Annotated in this window: 23 protein-coding genes and 1 other RNA gene; 16 read left to right on the forward strand and 8 right to left on the reverse strand. The window is 60.9% G+C overall.

The features are described from left to right. Positions 1 to 699: an RluA family pseudouridine synthase gene (locus ACJ8PE_RS16550; protein ID WP_197760483.1), complete on the reverse strand. Its 699-nt coding sequence runs from the start codon at positions 697 to 699 to the stop codon at positions 1 to 3. Between the two features lie 214 nt (positions 700 to 913). On the opposite strand from ACJ8PE_RS16550, the gene argO reads away from it, so the two are divergent. After that, positions 914 to 1,531 (forward strand): arginine exporter ArgO, encoded by a 618-nt coding sequence (argO, locus tag ACJ8PE_RS16555; RefSeq protein WP_004931603.1) that lies wholly within the window; start codon positions 914 to 916, stop codon positions 1,529 to 1,531. 121 nt (positions 1,532 to 1,652) lie between these two features. Beyond that, a complete protein-coding gene (locus ACJ8PE_RS16560; protein ID WP_197760482.1) occupies positions 1,653 to 2,384 on the forward strand; it encodes an oxidative stress defense protein in 732 nt (243 codons plus the stop codon). A gap of 48 nt (positions 2,385 to 2,432) precedes the next feature. Here ACJ8PE_RS16560 and ACJ8PE_RS16565 read toward each other — a convergent pair whose 3' ends face one another. Continuing rightward, complete coding sequence (locus ACJ8PE_RS16565) at positions 2,433 to 3,326, reverse strand: LysR family transcriptional regulator ArgP (RefSeq protein ID WP_004931613.1); 894 nt, start codon at positions 3,324 to 3,326, stop codon at positions 2,433 to 2,435. A gap of 204 nt (positions 3,327 to 3,530) precedes the next feature. Between ACJ8PE_RS16565 and rpiA the strand changes: the two genes are divergently transcribed. Both rpiA and serA read left to right on the forward strand, forming a co-directional pair. Then, positions 3,531 to 4,187 (forward strand): ribose-5-phosphate isomerase RpiA, encoded by a 657-nt coding sequence (rpiA, locus tag ACJ8PE_RS16570; RefSeq protein ID WP_033644746.1) that lies wholly within the window; start codon positions 3,531 to 3,533, stop codon positions 4,185 to 4,187. A gap of 292 nt (positions 4,188 to 4,479) precedes the next feature. Next, a complete protein-coding gene (serA, locus tag ACJ8PE_RS16575) occupies positions 4,480 to 5,718 on the forward strand; it encodes a phosphoglycerate dehydrogenase (RefSeq protein ID WP_025304156.1) in 1,239 nt (412 codons plus the stop codon). Between the two features lie 48 nt (positions 5,719 to 5,766). On the opposite strand, the gene ACJ8PE_RS16580 is transcribed toward serA, so the two are convergent. From ACJ8PE_RS16580 to zapA, 3 genes are all read right to left on the reverse strand, one after another. Next, positions 5,767 to 6,375, reverse strand: a complete 609-nt coding sequence (locus ACJ8PE_RS16580; protein WP_042785327.1) for a 5-formyltetrahydrofolate cyclo-ligase — start codon at positions 6,373 to 6,375, stop codon at positions 5,767 to 5,769. Between the two features lie 51 nt (positions 6,376 to 6,426). Beyond that, positions 6,427 to 6,609: non-coding RNA, 6S RNA (gene ssrS, locus ACJ8PE_RS16585), on the reverse strand. A 41-nt stretch (positions 6,610 to 6,650) separates the two neighbouring features. Further along, positions 6,651 to 6,980: a cell division protein ZapA gene (gene zapA / locus ACJ8PE_RS16590; RefSeq protein WP_004931621.1), complete on the reverse strand. Its 330-nt coding sequence runs from the start codon at positions 6,978 to 6,980 to the stop codon at positions 6,651 to 6,653. Between the two features lie 319 nt (positions 6,981 to 7,299). Between zapA and ACJ8PE_RS16595 the strand changes: the two genes are divergently transcribed. The 8 genes from ACJ8PE_RS16595 (at position 7,300) to ACJ8PE_RS16630 (ending at position 17,794) form a co-directional block, all read left to right on the forward strand. Then, entirely contained in the window at positions 7,300 to 7,878 is a 579-nt protein-coding gene (locus tag ACJ8PE_RS16595) for a YecA/YgfB family protein (RefSeq protein WP_004931622.1), read from the forward strand. A 55-nt stretch (positions 7,879 to 7,933) separates the two neighbouring features. Further along, positions 7,934 to 9,250 carry a Xaa-Pro aminopeptidase gene (gene pepP, locus ACJ8PE_RS16600; RefSeq protein WP_197793097.1) on the forward strand — a complete coding sequence of 439 codons (1,317 nt, stop codon included), beginning with the start codon at positions 7,934 to 7,936 and terminating at the stop codon, positions 9,248 to 9,250. Position 9,251: 1 nt separating this feature from the next. After that, entirely contained in the window at positions 9,252 to 10,430 is a 1,179-nt protein-coding gene (ubiH, locus tag ACJ8PE_RS16605; RefSeq protein WP_197793096.1) for a 2-octaprenyl-6-methoxyphenyl hydroxylase, read from the forward strand. A gap of 78 nt (positions 10,431 to 10,508) precedes the next feature. Continuing rightward, positions 10,509 to 11,711, forward strand: coding sequence for an FAD-dependent 2-octaprenylphenol hydroxylase (ubiI, locus tag ACJ8PE_RS16610; protein WP_197760478.1), 1,203 nt, complete (start codon positions 10,509 to 10,511; stop codon positions 11,709 to 11,711). A 506-nt stretch (positions 11,712 to 12,217) separates the two neighbouring features. Beyond that, a complete protein-coding gene (gene gcvT, locus ACJ8PE_RS16615; RefSeq protein WP_108681927.1) occupies positions 12,218 to 13,315 on the forward strand; it encodes a glycine cleavage system aminomethyltransferase GcvT in 1,098 nt (365 codons plus the stop codon). A 46-nt stretch (positions 13,316 to 13,361) separates the two neighbouring features. Further along, positions 13,362 to 13,748 (forward strand): glycine cleavage system protein GcvH, encoded by a 387-nt coding sequence (gene gcvH, locus ACJ8PE_RS16620; RefSeq protein ID WP_197770961.1) that lies wholly within the window; start codon positions 13,362 to 13,364, stop codon positions 13,746 to 13,748. Positions 13,749 to 13,840: 92 nt separating this feature from the next. Continuing rightward, the gene (gene gcvP / locus ACJ8PE_RS16625; RefSeq protein ID WP_197793094.1) at positions 13,841 to 16,720 is read left to right on the forward strand and encodes an aminomethyl-transferring glycine dehydrogenase; all 2,880 of its coding nucleotides are present in this window, start codon (positions 13,841 to 13,843) and stop codon (positions 16,718 to 16,720) included. 108 nt (positions 16,721 to 16,828) lie between these two features. Next, on the forward strand, positions 16,829 to 17,794 hold the full coding sequence (locus tag ACJ8PE_RS16630; RefSeq protein WP_404769122.1) for a zinc-binding alcohol dehydrogenase family protein: 966 nt from the start codon (positions 16,829 to 16,831) through the stop codon (positions 17,792 to 17,794). Between the two features lie 10 nt (positions 17,795 to 17,804). Here ACJ8PE_RS16630 and ACJ8PE_RS16635 read toward each other — a convergent pair whose 3' ends face one another. Genes ACJ8PE_RS16635 through ACJ8PE_RS16645 form a run of 3 tightly spaced genes read right to left on the reverse strand, consistent with a single transcriptional unit; the run spans position 17,805 to position 20,414 of the window. After that, on the reverse strand, positions 17,805 to 18,332 hold the full coding sequence (locus ACJ8PE_RS16635) for a GNAT family N-acetyltransferase (RefSeq protein ID WP_273873718.1): 528 nt from the start codon (positions 18,330 to 18,332) through the stop codon (positions 17,805 to 17,807). After that, on the reverse strand, positions 18,332 to 19,750 hold the full coding sequence (locus tag ACJ8PE_RS16640) for an ATP-binding protein (RefSeq protein WP_197760475.1): 1,419 nt from the start codon (positions 19,748 to 19,750) through the stop codon (positions 18,332 to 18,334). Before ACJ8PE_RS16640 ends, ACJ8PE_RS16635 begins: the two co-directional genes overlap by 1 nt. Positions 19,751 to 19,754: 4 nt before the next feature. Next, positions 19,755 to 20,414: a response regulator gene (locus ACJ8PE_RS16645; RefSeq protein ID WP_197760474.1), complete on the reverse strand. Its 660-nt coding sequence runs from the start codon at positions 20,412 to 20,414 to the stop codon at positions 19,755 to 19,757. A gap of 189 nt (positions 20,415 to 20,603) precedes the next feature. On the opposite strand from ACJ8PE_RS16645, the gene ACJ8PE_RS16650 reads away from it, so the two are divergent. The 4 genes from ACJ8PE_RS16650 (at position 20,604) to ACJ8PE_RS16665 (ending at position 22,359) form a co-directional block, all read left to right on the forward strand. Continuing rightward, the gene (locus ACJ8PE_RS16650; protein ID WP_197760473.1) at positions 20,604 to 20,837 is read left to right on the forward strand and encodes a hypothetical protein; all 234 of its coding nucleotides are present in this window, start codon (positions 20,604 to 20,606) and stop codon (positions 20,835 to 20,837) included. Between the two features lie 94 nt (positions 20,838 to 20,931). Next, positions 20,932 to 21,678 (forward strand): SDR family oxidoreductase, encoded by a 747-nt coding sequence (locus tag ACJ8PE_RS16655; protein WP_197760472.1) that lies wholly within the window; start codon positions 20,932 to 20,934, stop codon positions 21,676 to 21,678. 77 nt (positions 21,679 to 21,755) lie between these two features. Then, positions 21,756 to 22,079 carry a BrnT family toxin gene (locus tag ACJ8PE_RS16660; RefSeq protein ID WP_116404143.1) on the forward strand — a complete coding sequence of 108 codons (324 nt, stop codon included), beginning with the start codon at positions 21,756 to 21,758 and terminating at the stop codon, positions 22,077 to 22,079. After that, the gene (locus ACJ8PE_RS16665; RefSeq protein WP_016929995.1) at positions 22,042 to 22,359 is read left to right on the forward strand and encodes a BrnA antitoxin family protein; all 318 of its coding nucleotides are present in this window, start codon (positions 22,042 to 22,044) and stop codon (positions 22,357 to 22,359) included. The genes ACJ8PE_RS16660 and ACJ8PE_RS16665 overlap by 38 nt, the downstream gene beginning before the upstream one ends. Positions 22,360 to 22,418 lie beyond the last annotated feature (59 nt).

Genomic DNA, 22,418 nt, shown 5'->3' on the forward strand with positions numbered 1-22,418 from the left:
TCAGAACGGCGCGGCGTGACGAGCGGTTATCCGCTCTCCGCGGATGGGGTGCACAAAGTCCAGTTCGCTGGCGTGCAGCATCAGCCGCGGCGTCTGCTCGGTACCCGGCAGCAGGCGCCCGCCATACAGATCGCAGCCTAAAATAGGATGGCCCAATTGCCGGCTGTGAATACGCAGCTGGTGGGTGCGCCCGGTCTCTGGGGTAAGCTGCACCCGCGTCAGCGGCAGCGAGATCCCGCCTTCCGTTTCACGATAAAAACGCTCGACGACCCGATAGCGGGAGCGAGCGGGCTTGCCGTGAAGGGCGCAAATCGACATCAGCGGGAACAGCGCCGGATCTTTGGCGATCGCCGCGTCTATTACCCCTTCGTTATCCGCCACATGGCCGCAGAGCAGCGCGCTGTAGACTTTACCGACGGTGCGCTCGCTGAACTGCCGGCAGAGCGCGGCATTGACGGCCTTATTGCGGGCCACCACCATCAACCCGGACGTGCCGAAATCCAGGCGGTGCGCCAGCGTGCAGCAGGGGAAGATCTGCACCAGCCGGTGGTGTACCGAATCGAGATTTTGCGGATTTTTGCCCGAAAGGCTGAGCAACCCGGCGGGTTTATTGATCAGCGCCAGATGATCGTCCTGATAGAGGATCTCTATCTGGTCATGACAGGGCGGGGCGATGAAGGTATCGGTAATCGTAGACATCGGTCGGCCGGCTGGAGGGGAGAGGGGCGGATGATAGCGAATTTTTCGCCGATGGGCGAATCTGGCGGCGCTGGCCTGGCGCCCACAGGGTATTAGCATCTCTGATACTTGATTAGAAACATCAATTTCACCTAATGATCGCTTCCTCGTATGATGCGCGTGTTGACCGATACGCGCCCACGTCCGGCGCCTTTTATCATTCGAGGAATTTCCCATGCTAGCCGTCTTCCTGCAGGGCTTTGCCCTGAGCGCCGCCATGATCCTGCCGCTGGGCCCGCAGAACGTATTCGTGATGAATCAGGGCATTCGCCGTCAGTATCATCTGATGATCGCCTCATTGTGCGCGCTGAGCGATATCGTGCTGATCTGCGCCGGTATTTTCGGCGGTAGCGCGTTGCTGACCCGCTCGCCGCTGCTGCTGGCGTTGGTGACCTGGGGCGGGGTGGCGTTTCTGCTGTGGTACGGCTGGGGCGCGTTCCGTTCCGCCTTCAGCCCGCAACCGGCGCAGGCCGCGGCGCAGGAGCTGGCGCAGAGCCGCTGGCGCATCGTGGTCACCATGCTGGCGGTCACCTGGCTGAATCCGCACGTCTATCTGGATACCTTCGTGGTGCTCGGCAGCCTGGGCGGACAGCTGACGGCGGACGTGCGTTCCTGGTTCGCGCTTGGCGCGGTCAGCGCGTCGGCGGTGTGGTTCTTTGGCCTGGCGCTGCTGGCCTCCTGGCTGGCGCCGTGGCTGAACACCCAGCGGGCGCAGCGCATCATCAACGCGCTGGTCGGGCTGGTGATGTGGGGCATCGCGCTGCAGCTGGCCTGGCAGGGGGCAAATTTATAAGAATTTGTCACTAATCCGAATTCAAAACGCCGCGCGATATGCTACGTTTGATGCCAGGAAACCGGCGGTTCTCACAGGGAAAAGCCGGCGATCAGAGACAGCCTGTCATTAAGGAGACACTGTGAAGCTAAAAGCATTGGCTATGGCCGCAATGGTCGGATTAGGGACGTTACCGATGGCGCTGCAGGCGGCTGAAGTGCCTGAAGGGCCGCACGTCGTCACCTCCGGCACCGCCAGCGTGGACGCCACGCCGGATATCGCCACCCTGGCGATCGAAGTGAGCGTCTCCTCCAAAGACGCCGCCCAGGCGAAGAAGCAGGTGGACGAGCGCGTGGCGCAGTACTTTGATTTCCTGCAGAAAAACAACATCGAGAAGAAAGACATCAGCGCCGCCAACCTGCGCACCCAGCCGGAATACGATTACCTGAAAACCGGCGAGTCGGTGCTGAAGGGCTACCGGGCGGTGCGTCAGGTGCAGGTGACCCTGCGCCAGTTGGACAAGCTGAACGAGCTGCTGGACGGTGCGCTGAAATCCGGCCTGAACGAGATCCGCGCGGTGGAGCTGGGCGTCGCCAAGCCGGACGTGTATCGCGAGCAGGCGCGGCAAAAAGCGATCGAGAACGCGACTCAGCAGGCCGAATCCCTGGCCAAGGGCTTCCACGCCAAGCTGGGGCCGGTGTACAGCATTCGCTACCGGGTCGCCAACTACCAGCCGATGCCGGTGGCGCGGATGTATAAGGCGGCCGGCGCGGCGGTGGAAAACGACGCGGCGCAAACCTATGAACAGCAAAGCATTCACTTCGACGATCAGGTGGATGTGGTGTTCGAGCTGCAGCGCAACGCCGCGCAGTAAGGGTGTTGTCATGAAGAAAAGGTTCGCTGCGGCGAACCTTTTTTCGTTTTAATCCTGGCGCAGCACCTGGTGACCGTGCTCCAGCAACGCGTCGGTCACTTTACGCATCATGCGGCTCTCCGGCGCGAAGCGGTGCCAGTACAGCATACGGCGCTGGTACAGCCCCGGCGTCAGATCGATCAGTTCGCCGGATGCCAGCTCCTTTTCGATCTGCAGATGTGGGATCATACAGCAGGTGGTGCCCTGACGGGCCAGCTGCACGAAGGCTTCCGATGAGTTCACGATGTGGCAGGGCACGCTGCCCGGCGACAGATCGAAGTTCTGCTGCAGGAATGCCTGGTGCATGTCGTCGAGATGATCGAAGGCCACCGCCGGCGCTTTCAACAGCGCGGAGCGGGTGACGCCGTTCGGGAAATAGCGCTCGGCGAAGCCGCTGGAGGCCACGAACAGGTAGTCTAGCGCCCCCAGCCGATCCACCAGGCAGCTCGGCAGCGGCTGCGGCTGAATACTCACCGCGCCCACCACCTCACCGCGGCGCAGTCGCTCCTGGGTGCGGGTTTCATCTTCCACCTGCAGATTCAGACGAATGGGGGAGTCCGCCAGCACCGGCTTCAGCGCCGGCAGCAGCCAGGTCGCCAGACTGTCGGCGTTGACCGCCAGCGACAGCAGCAGCGGCGTATCGACGCCGGTGTCGTTACCCAGCCACTCTTCTTCCAGCAGCTCCACCTGATGCAGCAGCGCCAGCAGCTTTTGCCCCTGTTCGGTCGGGCGCGGCGGCACGGTGCGGACCAGCAGCGGTTGGCCGAACAGGTTTTCCAGCTGTTTGATGCGTTGGGATACCGCCGATTGCGTGATGCAGAGTTTTTGCGCGGCGCGCTCGAAGCCGCGCTCACGGATCACCGCGTCCAGCGCTTGCAGCGTACGATAGTCTGGGCGTTTCATCGGAAAGATATCCCTTAAATTAGAATGATACCGGCACTATGCCACATTTTGCGTGCGGCGCAGGTGGAAAAATCACGCCCCCAGCTCGCCGCCAAGCGGGTAAAAATGCGGGCTGCGGTAAATAAGTGTGATCCTGCCGGCGTGAAAAACAGCGTTTTACCCTATAATACGCACACGTTTTCGTACAGAGGCAAGGGACATATTATGACGCAGGATGAACTGAAAAAAGCGGTGGGCTGGGCGGCGCTGGAATACGTGACGCCGGGCACCATCGTCGGGGTGGGCACCGGCTCTACCGCCGCCCACTTTATTGACGCGCTGGGCTCCATCAAGCACCAGATTGAAGGCGCGGTGTCCAGCTCAGACGCCTCCACCGCCAAGCTGAAAAGCCTCGGCATCCATGTGTTCGACAGCAACGAAGTGGACTCGCTCGATATCTACGTGGACGGCGCGGACGAAATCAACGGCCACATGCAGATGATCAAAGGCGGCGGCGCGGCGCTGACGCGCGAGAAGATCATCGCCGCCATCGCCAAGAAATTCATCTGCATCGTCGACGCCAGCAAGCAGGTGGATGTGCTGGGCAAATTCCCGCTGCCGGTGGAAGTGATCCCGATGGCCCGTTCCTATGTGGCGCGTGAGCTGGTGAAACTCGGCGGCCTGCCGGAGTATCGCCAGAACGTAGTGACCGACAACGGCAACGTGATCCTCGATGTGCATAACCTGAACATCACCGATGCCATCGCGCTGGAGAACAAGATCAACGGCATCGCCGGCGTGGTGACCGTGGGGCTGTTCGCCAACCGCGGCGCGGACGTGGCGCTGGTCGGCACCCCGGAAGGCGTGAAAGTGGTCAAATAAGCCTCTGCGGCCTGTGGCCCGGCAGTGCCGGGCCGCATATTTCTTCGGTTAAAACATCTTTTCTGAAAAGCGGCAAATTTGGTGACTTATGTCACATTGTGAAAACTGACTCCCCAAAGCTTCTGCCGAAAACTTTCCCTATGGCATTTTCTGCCGTAAACCGCCATCAACGCTGCGCCTTGTCCTGCCGGGCAGGCAATCGTTTGTATTGCCGCCCGCGTTATTTTTGTTATGTTGGATGGGAGCTGTGTTGTCACAGCCGCTTCTGAAGTCTGAACATAGGGTCGGGTAAATGGCAAAAGTATCATTGGAGAAAGACAGGATTAAATTCCTGTTGGTGGAAGGGGTTCATCAGAGCACGGTCGATAATTTGCGTGCCGCCGGTTATACCAACATCGAATACCACAAGGGTGCGTTAGACACCGAATCGCTGAAGGCCTCCATCCGCGATGCGCACTTCGTCGGCATCCGATCGCGCACGCATCTGACCGAAGAGGTGTTCGCCGCCGCAGAAAAACTGGTGGCGGTGGGCTGCTTCTGCATCGGCACCAACCAGGTAGACCTGAAAGCGGCGACCAAACGCGGCATTCCGGTCTTTAACGCCCCGTTCTCCAATACCCGATCCGTGGCCGAAATGGTGCTGGGCGAGCTGCTGTTGATGCTGCGCGGCATTCCGGCCGCCAACGCCAAGGCGCACCGCGGCGTGTGGCACAAACTGGCCGTGGGCTCCTATGAAGCGCGCGGCAAAAAACTGGGCATCATCGGCTACGGCCATATCGGCACCCAGCTGGGCATTCTGGCCGAAGGGCTAGGCATGAAGGTGTTCTTCTACGATATCGAGAACAAGCTGCCGTTGGGCAACGCGCAACAGGTGCGTCATCTGTCCGATCTGCTCAATATGAGCGACGTGGTGACGCTGCACGTGCCGGAAACGCTGGCGACCAAGAACATGATGGGGGCGGAAGAGCTGGCGCTGATGAAACCGGGCGCTATTCTGATCAACGCCTCGCGCGGCACCGTGGTGGATATCCCCGCGCTGTGCGACGCGCTGGCCAGCAATCACCTGGCGGGGGCGGCGATCGACGTCTTCCCGGAGGAACCGGCGACCAACAGCGATCCGTTCAACTCGCCGCTGTGTGAGTTCGATAACGTGCTGCTGACGCCGCACATCGGCGGTTCCACTCAGGAAGCGCAGGAAAACATCGGCGACGAAGTGGCCGGCAAACTGGCGAAATATTCCGATAACGGTTCGACCCTGTCGGCGGTCAACTTCCCGGAAGTGTCGTTGCCGGCGCATGGCCCGAACGCCAGCCGTCTGCTGCACATCCACGAAAACCGTCCGGGCGTGCTGACGCAGATTAACCAGATCTTCGCCGAAGAGGGGGTTAACATCGCCGCGCAGTATCTGCAAACCGGGCCGGAAATCGGCTACGTGGTGATCGACATCGAAGCGGAAACCGCGCGCGCCGACGCCGCGCTGCAGCGCATGAAGGCCATCGACGGCACCATTCGCGCCCGTCTGCTGTTCTGATTCGGCGGCTCGCCGCAACGAAAAAGGCCGGAGCGATCCGGCCTTTTGCTATTTGGGCTCCCGCCACGCCCAGCTGCAGAGCGGGGTGAGGATTTCCGGCAGCGGGATATCCCAGTGCTCGGTCGGCAGGTGCTCCACCTGCTGGCAATCATGGGCCAGGCCGATGGGATAGGGGCCGCCGCTGCGCCAGTTTTGCAGGGTGCGATCGTAAAAGCCGCCGCCCATGCCCAGACGCTGTCCGGTATGATCGAATGCTACCAGCGGCGTCAGCACCACCTCCAGTTCACCCAGCGGCAACACCTGGCGCACATCGAGACGCGGCTCGAGAATATTGAAGCGATTGCGCACCAGCGGCGTTTCCGGCGCATAGCGCAGGAACAACAGGTGTCCCGGGCTGAACGGATGCAGCACCGGCAGGTAAACCCGTTTGCCGAGCGTCCACAGACGCTCGATCAGCGGCCCGGTATCGAGTTCGCCGTCAAACGACAGAAAGACCGCGATGCTGTGCGCCGCTTGAATGCGCGCGTGTGCGGTGAGGCGTTCGGTTATCTTTTCTGCGGCAAAGCGTTGCTGCTCGGGCGTAAGCTCGCGCCGACGTTGGCGAATGAGTTGACGAATGGCTTGGCGCTGCTGCGCGAATTGGGGTTGAAAAGACATCGTATCAGGCTTGCTCAGTGTGGCGTTCAGCACACAAAACCGCTGAGAAGGGGAATCTCCGAGATGCCGTCGCAGGCTGTAACCCTTGAACCCATGGTTCAAGGTGAACGTGCCGTCGCAATCTTAAGGCTTCTCGGCGCACCGAGCGTGCTCACCGATCGCGGAGCAACACATTCTGTTTGTACTAAATATCGGCTCAGGGGACTGGCCCGCTGACGAACATCTCAGAGAAATTTTGTACTCGTTGCCGAAAACTTGGCTTTCAACAACTTAAGTTATTCGAATTGTGCGTCCTGACGTTCAGAGATGCGACCTTGTTCAAGCAGCGCTTGTTCAATGGTCTGCTGCAGCATCCGTATGCGTTGTTCCATATTGGACGCATAGTCACGGGTTTTCAACCGTTCTTGAGCAAGTTCGTGACAGACGTTCAATGCCGCGATGAAAACCAGTTGCTCAGTATTGGAGACTCTAGTGCGAACTTTAAGATCTTGCAACCGTTGGTTAAGATCGTCCGCCGCCATATTCAACGCATCTTGTTGTTCTGGCGGGCAATTGACTCTTAACGAGCGGCCAAAAATTTGAATATCTACCGGTTGTGCAGACATGCCACCTTCCTGCCTAAATTTCGCGCCAGCCTTGTCCGCCCGGGCCGGGCCGTCAAAGCGGGCGCCACTATATATACCTCGGTACCAAGATACAACCCCTTTTTCAGTACCTGGTTGTAATCTACTGTGGCGGACATTGCCAGTCAAAAAAGGGTTTCAAAATGCGTATTTACCGCACTTTCGTCACCCGCCGGCGCAGTGTGAAACCTGCCACATCGCGATTATAACTAGCCACTGAGGTGTCGCGCTTATCTGGTATAGCGACGGACCTTGGTGGTAGCATAACACGAACTTATCCTGCCAACGATGACGAATGCGCATGTCTATACAGAATACATTTCCAAGTTACCAATCTTTGACCGTGGCCCTCAACCAGCAGTCGGTGGCGCTGACCGCGGCAGAAATGCACGGCCTGATCAGCGGCCTGCTGTGCGGCGGCAGCCGTGACGCCGGCTGGCAGGCGCTGGTGCACGATCTGACCAACGAAGGCGTCGCCTTCCCGCAGGCGCTCAGCCAACCGTTGCAGCAGCTGTATGAAGCGACGCGTGACACGCTGGAAGATGACGAATTCCTGTTCCAACTGATGCTGCCGGAAGGGGAGATCGTCAGCGTGTTCGATCGCGCCGACGCGCTGGCCGGTTGGGTCAACCACTTCCTGCTCGGCCTGGGGATGATGCAGCCGAAGCTGGCCCAGGTGAAAGACGAAGTTGGGGAAGCGATCGACGATCTGCGCAACATCGCGCAGCTGGGCTACGACGAAGACGAAGATCAGGAAGAATTAGAACAGTCGCTGGAAGAAGTGGCGGAGTATGTGCGGGTTGCCGCCATCATGTGCCACGGAGAGTTCACCCGTCACAAACCAACGGCGCCGGAAAACATCAAACCGACGTTGCACTAAGCGTCTTATCGCCCCTCCGCCGGCGGTGCGGATGGCATGATTTCAGGAGAAGGTAATGACTCAGCAGGAATTCAACAACCGCCGCCAGGCGCTGTTGGCGAAAATGGCGCCGGCCAGCGGGGCGGTTATTTTCTCTGCGCCGGAAACGACGCGCAGTGCAGATTCAGACTATCCCTATCGGCAGAACAGCGACTTTTGGTACCTGACCGGCTTCAATGAGCCGGAAGCGGTGCTGGTGCTGATCAAAAGCGACGAAACGCACAACCACAGCGTGCTGTTCAACCGGGTGCGCGATCTGACGGCGGAAATCTGGTTTGGCCGCCGCCTGGGGCAAGACGCTGCGCCGGCGAAGCTGGGCGTGGATCGCGCGCTGCCGTTCGATGAAATCAATGATCAGCTGCACCTGCTGCTCAACGGCCTGGACGTGGTCTACCACGCGCAGGGCGAATACGCCTACGCCGATCAGATCCTGTTCGGCGCGCTGGACAAACTGCGCAAGGGGTTCCGCCAGAATCTGCAGGCGCCGGCCACCGTGACCGACTGGCGGCCGTGGCTGCACGACATGCGCCTGTTCAAATCGCCGGAAGAGCTGGCGGTGATGCGCCGCGCCGGTGAGATCAGCGCGCTGGCGCATACCCGCGCGATGGAAAAATGCCGCCCTGGCATGTTCGAATACCAGATGGAAGCGGAAATTCACCATGAATTCACCCGCCTCGGCGCCCGCTACCCATCTTACAACACCATCGTCGGCAGCGGCGAAAACGGCTGTATCCTGCACTACACCGAGAACGAGAGCCAGATGCGCGACGGCGATCTGGTGTTGATCGACGCGGGCTGCGAGTACCAGGGGTACGCCGGCGACATCACCCGCACCTTCCCGGTCAACGGCAAGTTCAGCCGGCCGCAGCGCGCGGTGTACGACATTGTGCTGGCGTCGCTGCAGCGCGCTTTGGAACTGTTCAAACCCGGCACCAGCATTCGCGAAGTCAATGACGAAGTGGTGCGCATCATGGTGGTCGGGCTGGTGGAACTGGGCGTATTGAAAGGTGAAGTCGACCTGCTGATCGCCGAGCAGGCGCACCGTCAGTTCTTCATGCACGGGCTGAGCCACTGGCTGGGTCTCGACGTGCACGACGTTGGCCACTACGGCACGCCGAGCCGCGATCGGCTGCTGGAGCCAGGCATGGTGCTGACCGTGGAGCCGGGGCTGTACATCGCGCCGGATGCGGACGTCCCGGCGGAGTACCGCGGCATCGGCATCCGCATCGAGGACGATATCGTGATCACCGCCGACGGCAATGAAAACCTGACCGCCACCGTGGTGAAAGACGCCGATGCCATCGAGGCCTTGATGGCGGCGGCAAGGTCGTAGCATGAGCGTTATTATCGTTGGTGGCGGTATGGCGGGCGCGACGTTGGCGCTGGCTATCTCGTCGCTTACTCAGGGAAGAATGGCGGTGGATCTGGTCGAGGCGACTCGGCCGGATGACCGCAGCCATCCGGGCTTTGACGCCCGCGCCATCGCATTGGCGCAGGGCACCTGCCAACAGCTGGCGCGCATCGGCGTTTGGCCGGCGCTGAGCGATTGCGCTACGCCGATCACTCAGGTGCACGTCAGCGATCGCGGGCACGCCGGGTTTGTGAATCTGCAGGCGCAGGATTATCAGGTCGATGCGCTTGGCCAGGTGATCGAACTGCACGACGCCGGGCAGCGGCTGTTCGCGCTGCTGGCGAAGGCGCCGGGCGTTACGCTGCATTGCCCCGCGCGGGTGGTGGACGTGATTCGCACCGCAGAGCGGGCGGAAGTGCAACTGGATACCGGTCTGCGCCTGTGCGGGCAGCTGCTGGTGGCGGCCGACGGTTCGCGTTCGGCGCTGGCGCAGGCCTGCAACGTGCAGTGGCGGCAGGAGGAGTATCCGCAGTTCGCCACCATCGCCAACGTCACCACGGCGGAAGATCCGCAGGGGCGCGCCTTTGAGCGCTTTACTCGCTATGGGCCGCTGGCGCTGTTGCCGATGTCGCAGGGGCGCAGTTCACTGGTATGGTGCCATGCGCGCGAAGATCGCGCCCAGGTGGATGCCTGGGACGACGAGCGGTTTATCGCCGAGCTGCAACAAGCCTTCGGCTGGCGGCTGGGGCGCATCCTCAAAGCCGGTAAACGGCACAGTTACCCACTCGGTCTGCTGACCGCCGATCGCCATGTCAGCCACCGGCTGGCGCTGGTGGGCAACGCGGCGCAAACGCTGCATCCTATCGCCGGGCAGGGGTTCAACCTTGGCCTGCGCGACGTGATGTCGCTGGCGGAAACGCTGGCGGAAGCGGCAGACAGTGGCGAAGACGCCGGCGGTTACGCACTGCTGAGCCGTTATCAGCAGCGGCGGCAAAACGATCAGCGGGCGACGATCGGCGTGACCGATGGGTTGATTCATCTGTTCGCCAACCGTTATGGCCCGCTGGTGATTGGCCGCAATCTGGGGCTGATGGCGATGGAACGTTTGCCGGCGATACGCGATGCCTTCGCCAAGCGTACGCTGGGCTGGGTGGAACGTTAGAGACATGGTCGGGCGCTTTAACGCGCCCAAAGCGCGGCGCGGCAAGGCGTCGCGCGTTATTTAAGGAAATCGAGCAGCATGCAATCATTTGACGTGATTATCGCCGGTGGCGGTATGGTGGGGCTGGCGTTGGCCTGCGGCCTGCAGGGCAGCGGACTGCGCGTGGCGGTGCTGGAGCAGCGCCAGCCGGAGATGGCGCCGCCGTCGGAACAGCCGGCCCTGCGCGTCTCCGCCATCAATGCCGCCAGCGAGCGGTTGCTGCAGCACATCGGCGTATGGGACGACATTCTCCAGCTGCGCGCCAGCGCCTATAACGCGATGGAAGTGTGGGATCGCGACAGCTTCGGCAAAATCGCCTTCCGCGGCGACGAGTGCGGCTTCAGCCATCTCGGCCACATCATCGAAAATCCGGTGATCCAGCAGGCGCTGTGGAAACGCGCCGAAAGCCTGTCGGACATCACGCTGATTACCCCGGCCGCGCTCAAGCAGGTGGCGTGGGGCGAGAACGACGCCTTCGTCACGCTGGAGGACGGCCGCATGCTGACCGCCCGGTTGGTGATTGGCGCCGACGGCGCCCAGTCGTGGCTGCGCCAGCATGCCGATATCCCGCTCACCTTCTGGGATTACCGCCACCACGCGCTGGTGGCCACCGTTCGCACCGAAGAACCGCATCAGGCGACGGCGCGGCAAATTTTCCACGGCGACGGCATTCTGGCGTTCCTGCCGTTCAGCGATCCGTATTTGAGCTCTATCGTCTGGTCGGTGACGCCGGAAGAAGCCGAAAGGCTCAAACGGCTGGAACCGGCGCAGTTCAACCGCGAACTGGCGATGACCTTCGACATGCGCCTGGGGGCTTGCAGCCTGGAAAGCGAACGGCTGGCGTTCCCGTTGACCGGCCGCTATGCGCGCAGCTTCGCAGCGCACCGCCTGGCGCTGGTGGGCGATGCGGCGCATACCGTGCATCCGTTGGCCGGCCAGGGCGTTAACCTGGGCTTCATGGACGCCGCCGAGCTGATTTCCGAACTGCGCCGCCTGCAGCGGCAGGGCAAGGATATCGGCCAGCACCTCTATCTGCGCCGTTATGAGCGCCGCCGCAAACATGGCGCGGCGGTAATGCTGGCCAGCATGCAGGGTTTCCGCGAACTGTTCGACGGCAATCATCCGGCCAAAAAGCTGCTGCGCGACGTGGGCCTGCGGCTGGCGGACAGCCTGCCAGGCGTCAAACCGAAGCTGGTGCGTCAGGCGATGGGCCTGAACGATCTGCCCGAGTGGCTTGCCTGATCCCTTCCTTCTGCGGGCCCGCACCGGGCTCGCGCTTCCCGCCTTATTCCATCGCTTTTCCTTATATAACCCTTCATTTGAAATAATCTAATTTCAGCCGCTTTTTATCATTACTTTTTCTAATTCCATGTTCGGTTATCAAAAGTCCGGATCCCATGTGAGGCCATAGGTTTGTTATATAAGTTCGGTGTTTTGCCGCTTTAATTGTTAATTTTGTGCCTTAAGACGCATTTTTCCAGTGAAAAACTCTGCACACTAGCCCGGCGTTTTACCGCCCCGGAACGGCGATGAGCCTATTTTAACTTATGGTTAATGTGGTCGTTCGGTGATAAGTTCGAGGGAAAGGTATCGTTTGCGTCACGGCGGTTGCACGCAGTTTCCGCCCGTCCCGGCGCAGCATTTGTGTTGAGCAGTCAGTGCGCCATGGCGATCGGGCCGCGAGCCAGGCTCCGCCGCATTGCGTGGCAGCACCCTAACTTCTAGCGACGAGTGGAAAGAGGGAAAAGATGGCAAAGCAAACCCCACTGTACGACCAGCACGTGGCGTGCGGTGCGCGCATGGTAGACTTTCACGGCTGGATGATGCCGCTGCACTACGGCTCGCAGCTCGATGAGCACCACGCGGTGCGTCAGGATGCCGGCATGTTCGACGTGTCTCACATGACCATTGTGGATCTGCACGGCGCCCGCACCCGCGAGTTCCTGCGCTACCTGCTGGCGAACGACGTCGCCAAACTGACCCAACCCGGCAAAGCGCTGTACACCGGCATGCTGAATGCCTCCGGCGGCGTGATCGACGACCTGATCGTTTATTTCCTCACTGAAGACTATTTCCGCCTGGTGGTGAACTCCGCCACCCGCGACAAGGACCTGGCCTGGATCGAAGAGCACGCCGCGCCGTATGGCGTCGCGCTGACGGTGCGCGACGATCTGGCGCTGATCGCGGTGCAGGGCCCGCAGGCCAAAGAGCGCGCCGGCACCCTGTTCACCCCGGAGCAAAAAAGCGCGGTCGAAGGCATGAAGCCATTCTTCGGCGTGCAGGCCGGCGAGCTGTTCATCGCCACCACCGGTTACACCGGCGAGGCCGGCTATGAGATCGCGCTGCCGAAAGAGCAGGCTGCGGATTTCTGGCAAAAATTGCTGGCCGCGGGCGTCAAGCCGGCCGGTCTGGGCGCGCGCGACACCCTGCGCCTGGAAGCGGGCATGAACCTCTACGGGCAAGAGATGGATGAAGGCGTTTCGCCGCTGGCCGCCAACATGGGCTGGACTATCGCCTGGCAGCCGGAAGATCGCCGTTTCATCGGCCGCGAAGCGCTGGAACAACAGCGCGAGCAGGGCACCGAGCAACTGGTCGGCTTGATCATGACGGAAAAAGGCGTATTACGTAATGAGCTGCCGGTGCGTTTCACCGACGCGGCGGGGCAAATCCACGAAGGCGTGATCACCAGCGGTTCGTTCTCTCCGACGCTGGGCTTCAGCATCGCGCTGGCGCGCGTGCCGGCAGGCATCGGCGAGCAGGCTATCGTGCAGATCCGCAACCGTGAAATGCCGGTCAAAGTGACCAAGCCCGGTTTCGTTCGCGCCGGCAAGCCGCTGACAAATTGATTTTTTATTGATTGATTCTTTTATTTCTTCGAAGGAGTAACCGGCGATGAGCAATGTGCCAACAGAATTGAAATACGCATCCTCCCACGAGTGGGTTCGTGCAGAAGGTAACGGCGTTTACACCGTAGGCATCACCGAACACGCGCAGGAACTGCTGGGCGATATGGTGTTTGTCGATCTGCCGGAAGTGGGCCGCACAGTCGCCGCCGGTGAAGATTGCGCCGTGGCGGAATCCGTCAAGGCGGCGTCGGACATTTACGCGCCAATCAGCGGCGAAATCGTGGCGGTGAACAGCGAGCTGGAAAGCTCCCCGGAACTGGTGAACAGCGAACCTTACGGTGACGGCTTCCTGTTCCAGATCAAAGCCTCCGACGAAGGCGAGCTGGCGAACCTGCTGGACGCCGCGGCTTATCAGGCCTCGATCGACGAGTAATCGTGACCACGCCCCAGGCTTCTCGGCCGGGGCGTTTTAGTTACCGTTCAAGCTATATCCCGTATCACGCAAGCATTCAGGAATTTGTAGCAATGACTCAGACACTCAGCCAACTCGAACACAGCGAAGCGTTCATTGAACGCCACATCGGCTCTTCTGCGGAACAACGCCAGGAGTTGCTGGCAGCGGTGGGCGCTCGCTCGCTCAGCGCGCTGATCCAACAGATTGTGCCGGCGGACATTCAGCTGCCGGGGCCGCCGCCGGTCGGCGACGCGGCGACCGAACATCAGGCGTTGGCTGAGCTGAAGGCGATCGCCTCGCAGAATCAGCGCTACAAATCCTATATCGGCATGGGCTACAGCGCCGTGCTGACGCCGCCGGTGATCCTGCGCAACATGCTGGAAAACCCGGGCTGGTACACCGCTTATACCCCCTATCAGCCGGAAGTGTCGCAGGGCCGTCTGGAAGCGCTGCTGAACTTCCAGACCGTGACCCTCGATCTGACCGGTCTGGATCTGGCCTCCGCATCGCTGCTGGATGAAGCCACCGCCGCCGCTGAGGCGATGGCGTTGGCCAAACGCGCCAGCAAGCTGAAAGACGCCAACCGCTTCTTCGTGGCTGACGACGTGCATCCACAGACGCTGGACGTGGTGCGCACCCGCGCCGAAACCTTCGGCTTCGACGTCATCGTCGATAAAGCGGAAAAAGTGCTGGAGCTGGACGGCGTGTTCGGCGTGTTGCTGCAGCAGGTGGGCACCACCGGTGAACTGCACGACTACAGCGCGCTGCTGGCCGAACTGAAATCGCGCAAAATCATCACCAGCGTGGCTGCCGACATCATGGCCCTGGTGCTGCTGACCGCGCCGGGCAAGCAGGGCGCCGACGTGGTGTTCGGCTCCGCGCAACGCTTCGGCGTGCCGATGGGCTACGGCGGCCCGCACGCCGCCTTCTTCGCCTGCCGCGACGAGTTCAAGCGCTCGATGCCGGGCCGCATCATCGGCGTTTCCCGCGATGCCGCCGGCAACACCGCGCTGCGTATGGCGATGCAGACCCGTGAGCAGCATATCCGTCGCGAGAAGGCCAACTCGAATATCTGTACCTCGCAGGTGCTGCTGGCCAACATCGCCAGCCTGTACGCGGTGTACCATGGCCCGCAAGGGCTGCAGCGCATCGCCGGGCGTATCCACCGCCTGACCGACATTCTGGCCGCCGGGCTGCAGAAGGCCGGCCTGACGATGCGTCACCACACCTGGTTCGACACCCTGACCGTTGAAGTGAAAGACAAGGCTGCCGTGCTGGAGCGCGCGCTGAGCTTCGGCATCAACCTGCGTACCGACATTCACGGCGCCGTCGGCATCACGCTGGATGAAGCCACCTCGCGTGAAGACGTGCAAACGCTGTTCGCACTGCTGGCCGGCGACAATCACGGTCTGGACATCGACGCGTTGGACGCGGCGGTGAGCAAAAACAGCCAATCGATCCCGGCCGCCATGCTGCGCCAGGATCCGATCCTGACCCACCCGGTATTCAACCGCTATCACAGCGAAACCGAGATGATGCGTTACATGCATCGCTTGGAGCGCAAGGATCTGGCGCTGAACCAGGCGATGATCCCGCTGGGTTCCTGCACCATGAAATTGAACGCCGCGGCGGAAATGATCCCGATCACCTGGCCTGAATTCTCAGAGTTGCATCCGTTCTGCCCGCCGGAGCAGGCGGCCGGTTACCAGCAGATGATCGGCCAACTGTCTCAGTGGCTGGTGCAACTGACCGGCTATGACGCGGTGTGCATGCAGCCGAACTCCGGCGCGCAGGGCGAATACGCCGGCCTGCTGGCGATCCGCCGCTACCACGAAAGCCGCAACGAAGCGGGCCGCCACGTCTGTCTGATCCCGAGCTCGGCACACGGCACCAACCCGGCCTCCGCCCAGATGGCGGGCATGAGCGTGGTGGTGGTGGCCTGCGACAAGAACGGCAACATCGATCTGCACGATCTGCGCGTCAAGGCGGAGCAGGCAGGCGAAGAACTCTCTTGCATCATGGTGACCTACCCGTCGACCCACGGCGTGTATGAAGAAACCATCCGTGAAGTGTGCCAGATCGTGCATCAGTTCGGCGGTCAGGTGTATCTGGATGGCGCCAACATGAACGCCCAGGTGGGCATCACCACGCCAGGCTACATCGGCGCGGATGTTTCGCACCTCAACCTGCATAAGACCTTCTGTATCCCGCACGGCGGCGGCGGCCCGGGCATGGGTCCGATCGGTGTGAAAGCACACCTGGCGCCGTTCGTGCCGGGCCACAGCGTGGTGCAGATCGACGGCGTGACCACCCAGCAGGGCGCGGTCTCCGCGGCGCCGTTCGGCAGCGCCTCCATCCTGCCTATCAGCTGGATGTACATCCGCATGATGGGCGCGGAGGGCCTGAAGCAGGCCAGCCAGATGGCGATCCTGAACGCCAACTACATCGCCACCCGTTTGAAAGACGCGTACCCGATTCTGTATACCGGCCGCGATCACCGCGTGGCGCACGAATGTATCCTCGATATTCGTCCGCTGAAGGAAGAGACCGGCATCAGCGAAATGGACATCGCCAAGCGCCTGATCGACTTCGGTTTCCACGCCCCGACCATGTCGTTCCCGGTGGCGGGCACGCTGATGGTCGAGCCGACCGAGTCGGAAAGCAAGGTGGAGCTGGATCGCTTTATCGATGCGATGCTGGCGATCCGCAGCGAAATCGACCGCGTCGCCAAGGGCGAATGGCCGCTGGAAGACAACCCGCTGGTGAATGCGCCGCACGTGCAGGCGGAGCTGGTCAACGACTGGCAGCATCCGTACAGCCGCGAACTGGCGGTGTTCCCGGTGGCCGGCGTACGCGAGAACAAGTACTGGCCGAGCGTTAAGCGTCTGGACGACGTGTACGGCGACCGTAACCTGTTCTGCTCTTGCGTGCCGATGAGCGACTACGAATAACACGTTCGGCAAAGTTTGTGTTCGGGGGACACCGCATCATGCGGTGTCCCTTTTTATTTTATAGCGGCCTATTCTTTCCTGTACGTTCCCACGATTTGAGGAGTCACCATGCAAGCGGCAATCGTAACAGCGCTGGGGCAACCCCCGGTTTTCGGCACCTTTGAGGAGCCTCAGGCGCAGGCGAATGAAGTGCCGATCGACGTTCTGGCGGCCGGCATCAAACAGCTGGATCGCGCCACCGTCGCCGGAACCCACTATTCCAGCCCGAAGCAATTGCCGATCGTGCCCGGCACCGATGGCGTGGGCCGTACGGCGGACGGGCAACGGGTGTACTTCGCCTCTTTCCGTCGCCCTTACGGCGCGATGGCAGAGCGCAGCGTCGCGTCCTGGACGGTGCCGGTGCCGGCGACGGTGGACGACGCCACGGCGGCCGCGCTGATCAATCCGGCCTTCGCCGCCTGGCTGCCGCTGCGCTGGCGGGCGGATCTGCAGCCCGGTGAAACGGTGCTGATCATCGGCGCCACCGGCACCTCGGGCAAGCTGGCGGTCGCGGCGGCGCGTCAGGCGGGGGCCGGACGCATTGTTGCCGCCGGCCGTCGACTGAGCGTGCTTGAGGCATTGGGTGTAGACGCCACGGTGGATCTGAGCCTGCAGGGCGAGGCGCTGACGCAGGCCTTCGCGGCGGCGGCGGGGCCGGGCGATTATCAGGTGATCGTCGATTACATCTGGGGCCCGGCGACTGAAGCGCTGCTGGCAACGCTCAACAATCACGATCTCTCGTCTTACGCCGGCGGACGCGGCATTCGCTTGGTCAACGTCGGTTCGATGGCCGCGCCGGACATCCGGCTGCCGGCGGCGGTGTTGCGCAGCAATCAGCTGCAGATCCTCGGCAGCGGCACCGGCAACTTCCCGCCGATCCCGGAGATGCAGCGCTACGCGACCGAGATTTTGGCGCTGGCGGCGACCGGAGCGCTCACTATCGAGACGCAGGAGCACGCGTTGGCGGAGATCGCCGAGGTGTGGGATCTGAACAAGAAAAGCGACGTGCGTTCGGTGATACGCATCGCCCGTTAGGCCCTTGCCGTTAACGGCAAGGGCAGACCAGGTGAATATCCTCCGGCTCACGGGCGAACAGCTCGACATCCGGGCGCTCGATGAGCCGGCAACCCTGCGCCAGATAGAAGTCTACGGTGCTTTTATTGGGGATGGAGGAGACATACAGCCCGGCGGCGCCGTCTTGCGCCGCCTGACGCAGGCAGAGCTGGAACAGCTGCCTGCCCAGCCCCTGGCCGCGTTGGTGCGCGCTGACGTAAAAGAACAGCAGCTGGCGCAGATCCCGCTGTGGGCCGCGCGGCTCGGTGTCCAGCGCCGCCGCCGCCACGATCTCCTCGCCTTCGAACAGCGCGAAGAACGCGCCGCCGCGATCGAAGCACGCTTCGTGGATTGGCGTATAGGTTTCCCGATCGTGCGGATCCCATCCGCGCACGTCGTAGTACTCCGCATAGGATTGCAACTTGCCGTCCTGCAGGCGATACAGAGTGTCGATAATTTCGCTGCGGTCGATATCCCATAGCCGGTCGAGTTGCTGCCGTTGCAGCAGAACAGGGGCAATCATGGTCGTGGTTCACTCTCAGTCTGTGGCCGATAACTTTCCGGCAAATCGATGATGAAGCCGATGCCGCGATCGTCAAGGCCTTCGGTGACGCGCAGCTGCGCGCCGATTTTGTCGGCCAGGTTTCGGGCGATGGCCAATCCGAGCCCGCTGCCGGTTTGCTGCGTGCCGGGCACGCGGTAAAAGCGTTCAAACAGGCGGGAATGGTGTTCTTCGCTCACCCCCGGGCCGTTATCGCGCAACGTAATATAGCAGCCGAGCGGTGCCAGCGAGCGGATATTGGCCTCGATGCGGCTGCCGGGCGGCGCGTACTTGAGCGCGTTATCCAGCAGGTTGGTGAAGATGGCGATCAGCGCATGGCGGTCGGTACTCACCACCACATCCTCGCTGCCGTCGAGCGACAGTTCGACATCTTTTTCCAGCGCATAGGGGACGTGCTGTGCGATGCATTTGCCGATCTCCGCATAGATATCCACCGCCTCAATCTTCAGCGGAAAATCTTCCGCCTCCAGCTTGGCGAGGTTGATCAGCTGGCGTGACAGCGACGCCGCGCGATCCAGCCCTTGCTGCATGTCGCCGATGATTTCCCGGCGCTCCTGCTGCTCGCTGACCTGGGTCAGCAAATGCAGCTGCGCCAGCACGGCGGCGATCGGCGTGCGCAGTTCGTGCGCGGCGTCGGCCATAAAACGTTTCTCGCGCTGATTGGCCGCATCGATGCGCGCCATCAGCTTGTTGACTTCCACCACCACCGGCCGGATTTCCTGATATTGCTCGCTGACGCTGATCGGCGATAGGTTGCCCGGCTGGCGATCGGAGATGGTACGGGCGATCTGGCGCAGCGGCCGCAGGCTGAAGTAGGCGGTAAACAGCAAGGTGATGATGATCGCCGCCAGAATGCCCAGTAACGGCATGGCGGTGCTTTCCGCCGGATTGCCGAACAGCGTGGTGCGATCGTTGAACGACTCGCCGACGATCACCCGGTACTGGCGCTTTTCGCTCCAGCTGCCGGCAAGGTGCCAGTTGGCGCCAGCGTAATTAACGGAGCCGGACAGCACCGAAGGCGGCAGGCGCAGCGGTTCTTTTTGCGCTTGCGAACTGTAAAGTACCCGGTTATCCCGATCGTAAACCACGAACAGCGGATGATAGTCGATTTGATCCTGCATGCCATTATTGATGGAATCAATGTACATGCCTTCGATGGTTTTGATGATGCCGCGGTAATCGATATTGTCGGTGCCGGTTTCATCGAGAATATTGGCGATGCCTACGGCGACGATGCGCTGCTGGTTATCGAAATATTTCTCCATGTCGGGGTAATACCAATATTTCACCCAGGCGACGAGGATCCCCCACAATAATAAAATGGCCAGGACCTGGAAAATAATGGTGCGCATAAAGAAGGATTTGAAACCGATCATCCCGCTACTCTTTTTTCAGCAAATAGCCAATGCCGCGTACGGTAATGATTCTTTCTTTACCAATCTTGCGGCGTAAATTATGCATATGCACTTCCAGCGAGTTGCTTTCCACGCTTTCGCCGTGGCCGAACAGCCGCTGTTCCAACACCGCTTTGCGCACCACGGTGCCGGCGCAGCGCATCAGTTCGTGCAGCAGGTGATACTCTTTTTTCGACAGCATCAGCAGTTCGTTATCCAGCATGACCTGATGGTTGACCGGATCGAGATACAGTGTGCCGAGGCTCCAGGTTTGCGAAGCGAAGCCCGCCATGCGTCGGTTGACAGCCTTGACGCGCGAGATGAGCTCGGGCAGCGCAAAGGGTTTGGCCAGAAAGTCGTCCGCGCCGGAGTCGAGGCTGTTCACCAGGCTCTCGATGCGATCGCGGGCGGTCAGGATGATGATCGGAATATTTTGCCCGGCGGCGCGCCAGGCGATCAGCTTCTGCAAACCGTCGCCGTCCGGCAGCGTGAGATCCAACAGCATCAAATCGAACCCGCCGGGTGAAAGTTTATTTTCCGCGTCGGTGAGCAGGCGCACCCAGCACAAATTAAAGCCGGCCAGCTCCAATGCTCGACACAGCGCCTTGCCTAATTGCAGGTCGTCTTCCACCAACAGTATGTTCACGTTATTTCCGCTGAGATCCTTGAGTCGCGATTATCTAACTATAACGCTGACGGGAAGACAACGGGGAAAACCGCCCTGCCTGCGCGTTCTTAAGCAAACCTTAATCTGGCTTTAATCTCGCGTTAAGGGAGCGCGGGAGAATTTCGGTTATTTTGCTGCCATTCGAAATCATGACAGAGGGAGCGCAACATGCAGACTGAAGGTTTCCCGAACGCGGGCGCTTCGCGGCGGCTGATGTATTCAGGCGTGGCGATGCTGCTCGTTCTGTTGATGTTGTCTTTTCGCGGCGATGCGCAGAGCCATAGCCATGGCAGCCATCATGCTTCCGCTTTGCAGCGGGTGCATCAGGCAACGACGACGGACGCCTACGGCTGCGCCAAGTCGCGCATTAAAAAGCAGCTGCGCCGCCTGGCTCAGCTTTGAAGCGTTTTTTAGGGCGCCGCTCTATACTCTGACGGGCAAACGGAAGGCCTGTGCGCAGGCCGTTGTCGACATCGCCAACCAGAGAAAAAATACGATGACGAAAGTGGCATTGGTGACCGGCGCAAGCCGGGGAATTGGCCGCGCGACCGCTTTGCTGCTGGCCCGGAAGGGCTATGCGGTGGGCGTGAATTACCTGCGCGACGAAAGTGCGGCGCGGCAGGTGGTGGCGGAGATTGAGGCGCAGGGCGGCAAGGCGCTGGCGCTGCAGGCCGACGTGGCCGATGAAGCGCAGGTGATGGCGATGTTCAGGGCGCTGGATGCCGAGCTGGGCACGCTCAGCGCGCTGGTCAACAACGCCGGCATCCTGTTCCAGCAGGCGAACATTGAACAGTTGACCGCCGAGCGCATCAATAAGGTGCTCGGCACCAACGTCACCGGGTATTTCTTGTGTTGCCGCGAGGCCGTGAAGCGCATGGCGCGGCGCCATGGCGGGCAGGGCGGCGCTATCGTCAATGTGTCCTCCGCCGCTTCCCGTTTAGGCGCGCCGGGGGAATATGTGGATTATGCCGCCTCGAAAGGCGCCGTCGATTCGTTGACCATCGGGCTATCGCTGGAGGTGGCGGCGCAGGGCATCCGCGTCAACGGCGTGCGGCCTGGGCTTATCTATACCGAGATACACGCCAGCGGTGGCGAACCCGGCCGGGTGGATCGCGTGAAGAGCAGTTTACCGATGCAGCGCGGCGGCCAGCCGCAGGAAGTGGCGGAGGCGATCGCCTGGCTGCTGTCTGACGCCGCGTCTTATGTGACCGGCACCTTTATCGAGGCCGCAGGCGGGCGTTGAACGCATCCGGAGAATTTTGACATCCCTTCGGAGGTGATGTATTTTGATTAAATAACAACCAAAATGTAGTTACAAAAATGTATGTTTATTTTGAATGGAATCAGGATAAAAATCACAGTAACCAGCGCAAACACCGTGTCAGTTTTGAGATAGCGCAACGGGTTTTTCTGGATCCCAACCATTTGGCTGTGCTGGAAAGGATCGAGGATGGAGAAGAACGTTGGCAAACGATCGGTATGGTCGGATCCTGTTTGCTGTTGCTGGTGGCACATACGACGATCGAAACGGATGTCGAAGGCGATACAGTAGAGATCGTGCGTATCATTTCAGCACGCAAGGCCGATGGCAAAGAGAGGGGAAGATATGAAGCGCAAAAATTCCGCCAAAAATCTGGCCCATAGCGTACTCCCGCCGTTGACGGAGGAGCAGAAAGCGCAAATTGCTTCACTGAGTGCGTTGCCGGACGAGGGCATCGATTATGCCGATGCGCCGGCGCTGGGGGAAGAAACGTGGCAGACTGCGGTTCAGGGGCGTTTTTATAAGCCGATGAAAGTGTCAAAAACCATCCGAATCGATGCAGATGTGTTGGCTTGGCTTCAGCGACCAGGCAAAGGCTATCAGAAACGCCTGAACGCCGTGTTGCGTGAGGCGATGTTGAAAGAGCATGAGCACGAGGAATAATTTGTGTCAGGCGGCGAACGATCCGGTGAGATTCTCACCGGATTTTTTTTGCTGTTTTT

Origin of the sequence: Serratia sp. CY74737, from assembly GCF_052166775.1 — a bacterium.
Classification (GTDB): Bacteria; Pseudomonadota; Gammaproteobacteria; order Enterobacterales; family Enterobacteriaceae; genus Serratia; species Serratia ureilytica.